11 protein-coding genes are annotated in these 8,988 nt (G+C 69.2%); 7 read left to right on the top strand and 4 right to left on the bottom strand.

The annotated features are described in order from the left end of the window. Positions 1-31: 31 nt before the first annotated feature. A complete protein-coding gene (locus tag ACIRQY_RS35530) occupies positions 32-922 on the bottom strand; it encodes a site-specific integrase (protein ID WP_403932977.1) in 891 nt (296 codons plus the stop codon). A gap of 425 nt (positions 923-1,347) precedes the next feature. Here ACIRQY_RS35530 and ACIRQY_RS35525 point away from each other — a divergent pair, with 425 nt between their 5' ends. Then, positions 1,348-1,521 carry a hypothetical protein gene (locus ACIRQY_RS35525; protein WP_403932974.1) on the top strand — a complete coding sequence of 58 codons (174 nt, stop codon included), beginning with the start codon at positions 1,348-1,350 and terminating at the stop codon, positions 1,519-1,521. Between the two features lie 87 nt (positions 1,522-1,608). Then, positions 1,609-2,145: a hypothetical protein gene (locus ACIRQY_RS35520; RefSeq protein ID WP_403932971.1), complete on the top strand. Its 537-nt coding sequence runs from the start codon at positions 1,609-1,611 to the stop codon at positions 2,143-2,145. Between the two features lie 663 nt (positions 2,146-2,808). Here ACIRQY_RS35520 and ACIRQY_RS35515 read toward each other — a convergent pair. Further along, positions 2,809-3,516 (bottom strand): hypothetical protein, encoded by a 708-nt coding sequence (locus ACIRQY_RS35515; protein ID WP_403932968.1) that lies wholly within the window; start codon positions 3,514-3,516, stop codon positions 2,809-2,811. Between ACIRQY_RS35515 and ACIRQY_RS35510 the strand changes: the two genes are divergently transcribed. Beyond that, the gene (locus ACIRQY_RS35510; RefSeq protein WP_403932965.1) at positions 3,478-4,233 is read left to right on the top strand and encodes a transposase family protein; all 756 of its coding nucleotides are present in this window, start codon (positions 3,478-3,480) and stop codon (positions 4,231-4,233) included. The two genes, ACIRQY_RS35515 and ACIRQY_RS35510, sit on opposite strands and share 39 nt — an antisense overlap. A 262-nt stretch (positions 4,234-4,495) precedes the next feature. On the opposite strand, the gene ACIRQY_RS35505 is transcribed toward ACIRQY_RS35510, so the two are convergent. After that, on the bottom strand, positions 4,496-4,624 hold the full coding sequence (locus tag ACIRQY_RS35505; protein ID WP_403932982.1) for a hypothetical protein: 129 nt from the start codon (positions 4,622-4,624) through the stop codon (positions 4,496-4,498). On the opposite strand from ACIRQY_RS35505, the gene ACIRQY_RS35500 reads away from it, so the two are divergent. Then, positions 4,589-5,191 carry a transposase family protein gene (locus tag ACIRQY_RS35500; protein ID WP_403932979.1) on the top strand — a complete coding sequence of 201 codons (603 nt, stop codon included), beginning with the start codon at positions 4,589-4,591 and terminating at the stop codon, positions 5,189-5,191. The genes ACIRQY_RS35505 and ACIRQY_RS35500 overlap by 36 nt on opposite strands. A 154-nt stretch (positions 5,192-5,345) precedes the next feature. Here the strand turns inward: ACIRQY_RS35500 and ACIRQY_RS35495 are convergent, their stop codons facing one another. Continuing rightward, a complete protein-coding gene (locus ACIRQY_RS35495) occupies positions 5,346-6,461 on the bottom strand; it encodes a LuxR C-terminal-related transcriptional regulator (protein WP_403932962.1) in 1,116 nt (371 codons plus the stop codon). Positions 6,462-6,624: 163 nt separating this feature from the next. On the opposite strand from ACIRQY_RS35495, the gene ACIRQY_RS35490 reads away from it, so the two are divergent. The 3 genes from ACIRQY_RS35490 to ACIRQY_RS35480 all read left to right on the top strand — a co-directional run bounded on the left by ACIRQY_RS35490 (position 6,625) and on the right by ACIRQY_RS35480 (position 8,957). Next, entirely contained in the window at positions 6,625-8,061 is a 1,437-nt protein-coding gene (locus tag ACIRQY_RS35490) for an FAD-binding oxidoreductase (RefSeq protein WP_403932959.1), read from the top strand. After that, positions 8,058-8,435, top strand: coding sequence for a hypothetical protein (locus ACIRQY_RS35485; RefSeq protein WP_403932956.1), 378 nt, complete (start codon positions 8,058-8,060; stop codon positions 8,433-8,435). The genes ACIRQY_RS35490 and ACIRQY_RS35485 overlap by 4 nt, the downstream gene beginning before the upstream one ends. Positions 8,436-8,789: 354 nt before the next feature. After that, positions 8,790-8,957, top strand: coding sequence for a hypothetical protein (locus tag ACIRQY_RS35480; protein WP_403932953.1), 168 nt, complete (start codon positions 8,790-8,792; stop codon positions 8,955-8,957). Positions 8,958-8,988 lie beyond the last annotated feature (31 nt).

Below are 8,988 nucleotides of genomic sequence, written 5' to 3'. Positions count from 1 at the left end.
CGACAGCACAACCCACTCTTCGTCCGAGAGCTCATGCCGCCGCACCATGCACCACATGATGCCCCATCAAGGAGTCTTTGAAGACACGCCCTAGGTGGGTCAGGCCGGAGTGGCGGTACTCGTGCAGGTCCCAACCCGTGCCCGTCCCCGCGTGGGCGGTGTGCTGGTCGAGCAGCGCGCGGGCCTGGCCGTAGGAGAGGCGGGCCAGTCCGGTGTCCGGGCAGACGTCCCGGGTGGAGAGCACCTTTCCCGGACCGGGGCGGCGGTGGGTGACGAACACCGGCCCGCAGGTACGGCCCCTGAGCAGGCGGGGCAGCAGTCGGGCGGTGCCGGCGTCCCAGAACACCGTCTCCAGCACGTAGTCGGCGCGGGTCGCGCCTCGGCGACGGACCTTGGGCTGGGCGCCCTTGGCCTTCACCGGGCAGCGGCGCCCGGCCAGGTCCAAGTCCTCGATGTTGACGTCCAGGATCTCCTCGGAGCGGGCGCACGTCTCGTAGAGCATCCGCCACAGCGTCTTCTCCCGCAGGTGGACGTTGCGGCGGGCGATCAGCCGGTCGATCGCCATCTTCGAGCGCACCGGGGTGTCGGAGTCCGGCGGCGGCATCCGCTTCACCCAGGGCGGCACCGCCGGGCCGTCATAGCCGCGCTCGGCACACCAGCTCGTCCAGGAGAGCACCGCGCCTCGGCGGGCGTTCCAGGTGTTCACCGCCGAGCCGCCCCACAGCAGCTCCAGCGCCTCGCCGATCTCGTCGTCCGCGACGGAAGCGAGCGGGCGGCCCTCGCCGATCCGCTCGGCGGTCTTCCCGACCGCGATGCCGTAGTTCCGGACGGTGTTTTGGTTGGCGAGCGAGTCGAGGAAGGCGTCGGCCGCCGTCCGGACGGTCAGCGCCTTCCCGGCCGGCAGCAGCAGGACCGCGGGCACCGTCTCCCCCTTGCCGCAGATAACAGGGTCGCTTCATGCGGAGTGCGGAAGACGTCCCCGCAGGTCGCGCTCAGGTATACCGCAGATAATAGGGCGTTATCTGCAGAACGACTTCACCACCGCCCCGGCGCTGGCGTTCCGTCAGGTGCCCACCAGCAGCGAGCCGGGCTTAGCGCCGGTTTCCGTTCCGATGTTCCTCAAGCCCCGGTAACGGCTCGCTCCCCTGCTCCGCGCAACCCGGCAATAGCGGAACCACGGGATCCGCAGGGACTTCCGGCGGCTCCGGAGGCCCCGGATGTGCGCCCATCGCCTGGTAGCCCCGACACAGGACGAAGGCCGGCACACCGGCCCCGCTCCGTGTCTGACCGGCATGCCCACAGCACCGGTTGCGAGCACCCGGGCGCGGAATCGGTCGGGTGGCGGGGATGACGGAGCCGCGGGGGTGGCCGTGGGCGGTCAACTGGGAGGCGATCCGGCCGGGTGCTCGTCTGGTCCACGGCGTGGACGCGGGAGGCGACGACGGTCGGGTAGGGGGCCTTCTCGTCGTGGTCAAGGCGGACCAGGTCGCCCGCGTCCTGCACCCCGCAGGCGAGACCTGAGAGCCCGCCCCCGGGCGGCTGACCCCATGACAGATCCGGGGGAACGCCCCGGTGAATGAGCCAAGTTGCGTGCAAAGTGTCGTCGGCATGACCTCTGGACAGCGCACCCCGCGGAGATCCGCCGCGCCCACCGCCCGCACCACCGGCCGCCGCGCCGCCGTCGTCGGCCTCACCCTCGCGGCCTGTCTCGGCGCAGCACCCTTGACCGCCACCGCCACCGCCACCGCGGCACCCGCCTCCGGGCTGGACCGCTACTACCAGCAGCGCCCCGACTGGCGTGGCTGCTCGCTGGGGCCGGAGGACCGACCGGGCCGGGACCTGGACGCGGCCGGCGCCCAGTGCGCGGACATGACCGTGCCGCTGGACTACGCCGACCCCCGGGGCCGCATTCTCACCCTTGCGATATCCCGACTGAAGGCCACCGACACCGCCCTCGCCGTCTCCTTACGCGCGTACCTGTCCGAGACCGGCTGCTCCCTCAGCGGCCTGACCGGCAAGGAGACGACCCAGTCCATCACCCGGGCAGTGGTGCAGTGGGTGGGAGCGTCGGGGTGGAGGTGCAGAACGCCTGAAGAACGGAGGCTGCATCGCCTACTGGTGTTCTCGCGCAAATACGGCACCTGAGACTATTCTCTTGACCTCCGCCTCGGCGGTTCTGACAAGGAACTGTGTCGGACCCTGGCGTTGCTCCTCTTCGGAGGCCAGAGTCATGTGTGTACCAAGCCCTGCGACGAACAGTGCGGATGCTCCGACCGCAAACAATCCGGCACTGCAAGTGACTGAGGCAATGCAGAGGGCCGTTCCGGCAGTCACGGCCAGCGGCACTGCCGTATCGACGATCTTACGCTCCAGCCATTTTCTGCCACCATTGTCCCAGGCGGCACGATCGTAGCCCTTCATGATGTTGCCAAAGATCCCATCGCGCTTTCGCTGCTCCTCAGCCTCCTTCTGTTTCCGTTCGGCACGAGCGCGGGGTCACCCTGGCAACGCGGACGCCCCGCGGGCCATGACCTGCGGGGCTTCCTGTGTGACCAACCAGGTCGGGCGAACCGCCCAGGCAGGGGCTACGCGTTCCCAGCGACGATCACAACGAACTCGATTCCTTCTCTAGGAGTCCGCGACGTAGAACGCGAGGAACGCAAGACTACTGCCGAATAGTGCGACCCTAAGGGCGTTGAGGCTCGATACCCCTTTTCGCTCGCGCATCTCGACAATGATCGTGGCACAGAAGATTCCGGCCATAATCCCGAAAAAGAAGACAGTGGCACGCGTCATTTCCCCACCCTGTTACATGTAGTACTTATAGAACGCGTCCCCACGCTTTGCGGCTTCTCGCTCCACGATCGCAGCTTCCCGCTTTGCTTCCTGTTCCGCAATTCTGGCCGTCTTCTCCGCAGCGCGCTTTGTCATGTAGGTCCTCACTCCTGCTGCGACTGGCGCTGCTCCAACCATAGCGCCTCCAACTCCCTGCCCCACATGCCCGAAAGCCGCGTCAGTGTCGGTGGAGCCAGGGTCGTTGAACTGCCATGCTTCAACCCCTACTGCCGCACCTGCGATCACAGCACACGCACCTGCTCCGACCACAGACGCGATCGCGACCGCGCATCCGATACCAGCGCCCATTCCGACGAGAAGCGTCTGGTGATCTTCAACCCACTTCTGCGTGGAATCGATCGCATTACTGGCCATATCGCCGAGCCAACCCAATCCCCTGCTGAGATCGGCTGTGAAGGACATCTCTTGGCGCTGCTTTTCAGCTTCCTTCTGTCGTCGTTCGGCAGCACGCCTTTCGGCTTGAGCCTTCAGCGCGGCTGCCTCCTTGGCGTCGTAGTGGTAGACCTTGAGCCTCTTCCAACATCGCGGCAATGACCGCGAGTTGGACACGTCTGCGAAACGACGAAGCTCCTGGTAGACGGGTTCTCGACCAAGATCACCCGTGTCCGCCAGGAGCTTCGCGTGCTTGTCTACCCATCGTCGATAGATCTGTCCAGCCACACCCTGCGCTACCTGAGCAGACAGCTCACCGTCCGGCGCCGAGAGATCGGGACGCGGTGGCGACGTCTGACCGCCAGCCGACAAGCCCTGATCGCCCTGGCCCACCTGCGATGCGGCGACACCTACGCACAGCTCGCCGCCGGGTTCGGCATCGGAATCGCGACCGTGTTCCGCTACATACGCGAGGCCATCGAGGTGCTGGCCGTTGTCGCACCGACCTTGGCCGAGGCGATGACGACGATCCGCGAGAAGGCGTTCGTCATCCTCGACGGCACCCTGCTCCCCATCGACCGCATCGCCGCCGACACCCCGTACTACTCGGGAAAGCACAAACGCCATGGCATGAACGTCCAGGTCCTCACCGACCCGTTCGGCCGTCTGCTCTGGGCCTCGCCGGCTCTGCCGGGCTCGACCCACGATCTGACCGCGGCGCGGCAACACGGAATCATCGAAGCCCTTGCCGACGCGGGGCTCAAATGCTGGGCGGACAAGGCGTATCAAGGAGCCGGCGGGACAGTCCGGGTCCCATTCCGGGGCCGCCGTCTCAAGCGGTGGAAGCGCCGCCACAACAGCACGCACGCCAAGATCCGCTGCCTCGGCGAACAGGCCATGGCCACACTGAAGGCCTGGCGCCTCCTGCGGAAGATCCGCTGCAGCACCAACCGCATCACAGCGATCGTCCAGGCCGTCCTCGTCCTTCACCACGCGTCAGCGTGAGGTTGGAAAAGGCTCCTTGTAGTTCGCCGAGCTCGGGCAGGCGTTGCGACCACGACGCGGGGCGGACCGGATCGGGGCGGGGCGGGCCTGGGTGCAGGGCGGCGTCGTTCAAGCGAACTGTCCGTCTTGATGTCGGTTCAGGCAGCTGACGTGGCTGCGAGGTTCGCGGACTGGTCTCGAACGGAGGCAGGCACGGTCTTCGGGTGATCATGAGGTGTCGAGTCCCTGATCACCACGACGGAAGACCGTGCCTGCCCGATCATCATTGCCTATCCCTGCTGGCCTGGGCCAGCTCGCCGACGCCCGGCCTGCCGAGCCCGGGGAACAGCCGCAGCTGCTGGACCGCCTGGCAGCGGTGCCCGATCCGCGCCGGGCCAAGGGGCGCCGCCATCCCCTCGCCTTCGTCCTCGCACTCGCCGCGTGCGCGGTGCTGGCCGGCGCGAAATCCCTGACCGCGATCGCGGAGTGGGCCGCCGACGCCCCAGCGGCCGTGCTCACCGCCCTCGGAGCCCCGAACTGCGAGCCGTCCGGCCCTACCGCCCCGGCCGAAGCGACCGTGCGCCGGGTCCTGCAGCGCGTCGACGGCGACGCCCTCGACGCGGCGATCGGTGCCTGGCTCAACAACCAGAAAGCCCGTCGGGCGAAGCTCACTCCGGGTCAGGTCGCGCAGCTCGCGGGGCACGGCGTGGGTGTAGGTACAGTGTTGGGATTCCCGGGACACTCACGCGAATCCCGCGCACCAACGAAGTTGGCAGGTCAGGGTTGGTCGGGCGTCCCCTACAGACGGAAGCCCGACCGGGATAGCGACCAGAGCCGCAACAAGGCGAGCAGAGCGTTTCTCACTGGACTCGCGAGCTCAGCTGACCAACGCCCGTTCAAGTCTCGCTTCAAGACCTGGAACTCACAGTGGGAGGTGCGGCGGCGGTACGCTCGCGGCTTCCCCGACCGAGAGCGGTAGGCGACCGGCCGAGGCACGGTCAGGGCGAACGGCTGAGCCTCGGCGCATCCGTCCGACCGTGACGTGCCCGCCGCGGGGTCGCCGCCCCGCGCCGGGCAAGCCGAGGTCGCCCCCACCCCTGCATAGCGCATAGCCCTCGGCGTCGGGCTATGCGCTATGCGGGGGTGGGGGCGAACCAGCCGGTGGGGGCCAGATGACCGCCCATGCGGGGGGCGTACTGGTCGTAGAAGACCTTGGTGGTGAGTTCGCGGCGGCTGCGGACCCCGGTCTTGTCGAAGATCGTCTTGAGGTGGTCCTGGACGGTGTAGGCGGACAGCTGGAGCGTTTCTGCGATCTGGGTGGTGCCCAGGCCCCGCAGGACGAGGTGCACGACGTCCTGTTCACGCGGCGTGAGGCCGAACGCGGCGACGACGAGCGGCACGATCTCCGGGGGGCGGGCCTCCTCGACGGTGACCACGACGTCGCTGCCGGTGCCGTCACGGGAACGCAGCGGTGCGGCGTGGGCGACGAGCCACTGACCGTCGGCGGCCCGCAGTCGCATGCGGGGCACGGCGGGCTGCCTGCTGTCACGGGCGGCGTCGACGAGCGAGCGCAGCGCGACCGGGAGCAGGTTTCCGGTCAGCGGCCCGGCGCGCAGGTGGTCGGCGAGTTCGTCGGCTCCGGGGCCGGCCTGGCCGACCTGGCCTTGGGCGTCGATGACCAGGATCACGGGGGTGTGCAGCGGGGTGCCGGTGGCGGCCTCGGCGAGCAGGCCGGTGCGCAGTCCGATCGCCAGCACGGGTGCGAGGGCGCTGACGAACTGCTGGTCGGCGAGGCTGAAGGGGTTGCTGTCGCTGCGGTAGAGGGCCAGGTAGCCCCAGATGTTGCCGTCGTCGGCCCGCAGGGCGGCACGAAGCTCGTCCTCGAATCCCCACACCGGCTTCAGGTAGCGGGCGAAGCGGGCGGACCGCTCGGGATGGTCGGCGGTCTCCGCGCGCAGCGAGGTGACCTGGCCGGGGCGCTGGGCGACATCCTGGAAGTTGTAGACGTCGGGTACCTCGTACTCGAAGTGGGCCCACTGTGCGTCGGAGGCGTTGCCGAGTTCTCCCCACTTGGTGGTGCCGGTGAGGATGAGGGTGGCGGGGTCGGCGGTGGCCATGCATGCCGACTGGAAGCCGATGGCGCGGGTCATCAGGCTGAGGGCGGCGTCGGCGAAGGCACGCGCGTCCAGGCCGATGCCGGCCAGCTGCGTCAGATGCGCCTGGATGCGGCCGGCGTGTGTCGTGGGCATGGGGTGAACTATGCCCGCCCGGGTATCGGTGGCGCACCACCAGATTCCTGGGGTGCCGGTTCCCCAGTAACGGGGGATTCAGCTCGCTGCGGCGCGGGAGGAGGGTTTGGCCCGTGACCGGCGCCCGATCCGAGGCGCCGGCATGAGCGAAGGAACCCGTGCGATGACCACCACCCCGGCAACCGAGCAGCTGTCCGCCCAGCTGGCCGGCCGACTGCTGACGCAGCCGGCCTTCACGCCGTTCAACCCGGCCTTCGCGGTACGCCCGGCGGTGCTGGTGTCGGCCGAGAACACCCGCGACGTCGCCTTGACGGTGACGTGGGCGGCACGCCGCGGCCTGCGAGTGGCGGTGATGGCCACCGGGCACGGCATCACCGCCCCCATCGAGGACGGCGTCCTGATCACCACCGAGCGGATGAACACGGTCAGTGTGGACCACCAGGCGCGCACAGCCACCCTCCAGGCCGGCGTCCGCTGGGCCCAGGTCGTCGAAGCCGCCGCCGCCCACGGCCTGGCCCCGGTCAACGGCTCGTCCTCCGCCGTCGGCGCCGTTGGCTACACCCTGGGCGGCGGCACCGGCCCGCTCTCCCGCGCCTACGGCTTCGCCGCCGACCACGTGCGGCGCGCCCGCCTGGTCGACGCCACCGGCACCGTCCACGACGTCGACGCCACCAGCGACCCCGACCTCTTCTGGGCACTGCGCGGCGGCAAGGGCAACTTCGGGATCGTCACCGAGCTGGAGATCGACCTGATGCCCGTGGCCGACCTTTACGGCGGCTCGGTGTTCTACCCCGCCCACTCAGCCCACGACGTCCTGCACGCCTTCGCCTCCTGGTCCACCGACCTGCCCCAGGCCGTATCGACCACCTCGGTGGCGCTCCTGCGACTGCCGCCGCTGCCGGAGATCCCCGAGCCGCTGCGCGGCCAGTTCGTCGTCCAGCTCCGCTACGCCCACCTGGAGGGCGCCGAGCCGGGGGCCGCGCTGCTGGAGCCGATGCGCGCGGTGGCCGCCCCGCTCGTCGACACCGTCCAGGACATCCCCTACAGCGCGGTCGATTCCATCCACCAGGACCCCACCGACCCGATGCCGTTCCGGGACGGCGGAGCAGGTATGACCAGCCTGCCGGCCGCCGCAGTCGACGCCCTGCTCGAGGCCGCCGGGCCCGAACAGGACATCCCCCTCCCGCTGGTCGAGGTGCGCCTGCTGGGCGGCGCGATGGCCCGCCAGCCGGCCGTCCCCAACGCGGTCTCGGGCCGGGACGCCGCCTACGCCCTGTCCGTCGTCGGCCTCATGACCGACGAGACGGCCCCGCTCGTTCCCGGCCTCGTCGACGGCGTCGTCGACGCTGTCGCCCCCTGGCGGACCACGTCGGACCTGTTCAACTTCATCGGTCCCGCCACCAGCGAGCGGGTCACGGGCCTGTGGGACACCCGGGACCGGGCCCGGCTCCTCAACGTCAAGCGCCGTCTCGACCCCACCGGCATGTTCGGCGCCGGACACACCCTGGCCTGGGCTGAGGCGCCCTCCGTATCAACGCCGCCTACGCGCTGGCCACCGCTGCCGACTCCGACCACACGGTCCGAAACGCCCTTGCCATGAGGCTCGCCACGGAGCGCGCCGCCATGGTCCGCGCCGCCCTTCTCCTCGCCGCTGCCGAGACCACCCGGGCCCTTGCGCACCCGCCGACCGTCGCGTGGATCCGCGAGCGGTGGCAAGACCGGACAGAGGCCCCCGAAGTCCGCCTGGCCGCTGCGATCGGCTGGCTTTGCCTCACCGACGAGCCCGCCCCCGAGAACCTCAAGCAGACTCTGGAGATCCTTGCCACCGACGAACGAGCACAGGCCATGGAGGCCCTGCCGTGGATGACTGCCGCCGCTGGATCAGGTGAACCGGGACTCCTGCGCTGCGTTCGCTGCATGCTTCACCCAGAGGAGCCCGAACCGGAGGATGACCCCTGGGCCTCCCCGCTGTGAACGACGTGACCAGCCGCGGTCCGCAGTCAGGCCGCCCGCGTCTGTGCATCGACGTTGTCCATCGTTGCCAGGTACGCCGCACGGTCACAGGTGTGACTGAGCACTGCATCTGTCCAATGAGCACTGGACTTGTCGCGCTGTGCATTCAAGTTGGCGGGTGGGGTCACAGACGGCGTGAGCGCTGGACCGAAATGGTTTGGCACGGGGCCACACGTCGACGATGATCACCTCATGACGACCAGAAAGGGCCATGCCTTCTAGGCGCCCCGGCTCCCTCTCCACCGCACGTGCACCGCCGCCGACGCTCACCGCAGCGCCCGACCGCCGTGACTGCCCACCCAGGAGAGCCCGCTCGTGCAGAAGACCGTCCTCGCTTCCTTTGCCCACCTCCCCCGAACGCACCACGACCGCCACGTCCTGACCAGCACCGTCGACGTCTTCGGCGTCGCTCACTGGCTGCTAGGGCGTGTCTTCAAAGACTCCTTGATGGGGCATCATGTGGTGCATGGTGCGGCGGCATGAGCTCTCGGACGAAGAGTGGGTTGTGCTGTCG

This window comes from Streptomyces sp. NPDC101490 (assembly GCF_044767145.1).
Taxonomy (GTDB): domain Bacteria; phylum Actinomycetota; class Actinomycetes; order Streptomycetales; family Streptomycetaceae; genus Streptomyces.
The sequence above is the reverse complement of the archived record's forward strand: the minus strand, read 5'-3'. Positions and strand labels throughout refer to the sequence as shown.

What these genes read in the sequence shown, in the direction of transcription:
- ACIRQY_RS35525 (WP_403932974.1), top strand. Translation starts at nt 1,348, where the DNA reads ATGACGGAGCCGCGGGGGTGGCCGTGGGCGGTCAACTGGGAGGCGATC.
- ACIRQY_RS35520 (WP_403932971.1), top strand. Translation starts at nt 1,609, where the DNA reads ATGACCTCTGGACAGCGCACCCCGCGGAGATCCGCCGCGCCCACCGCC.
- ACIRQY_RS35505 (WP_403932982.1), bottom strand. Translation starts at nt 4,624, where the DNA reads ATGGCGGCGCCCCTTGGCCCGGCGCGGATCGGGCACCGCTGCCAGGCG.
- ACIRQY_RS35495 (WP_403932962.1), bottom strand. Translation starts at nt 6,461, where the DNA reads ATGCCCACGACACACGCCGGCCGCATCCAGGCGCATCTGACGCAGCTG.
- ACIRQY_RS35490 (WP_403932959.1), top strand. Translation starts at nt 6,625, where the DNA reads ATGACCACCACCCCGGCAACCGAGCAGCTGTCCGCCCAGCTGGCCGGC.
- ACIRQY_RS35485 (WP_403932956.1), top strand. Translation starts at nt 8,058, where the DNA reads ATGAGGCTCGCCACGGAGCGCGCCGCCATGGTCCGCGCCGCCCTTCTC.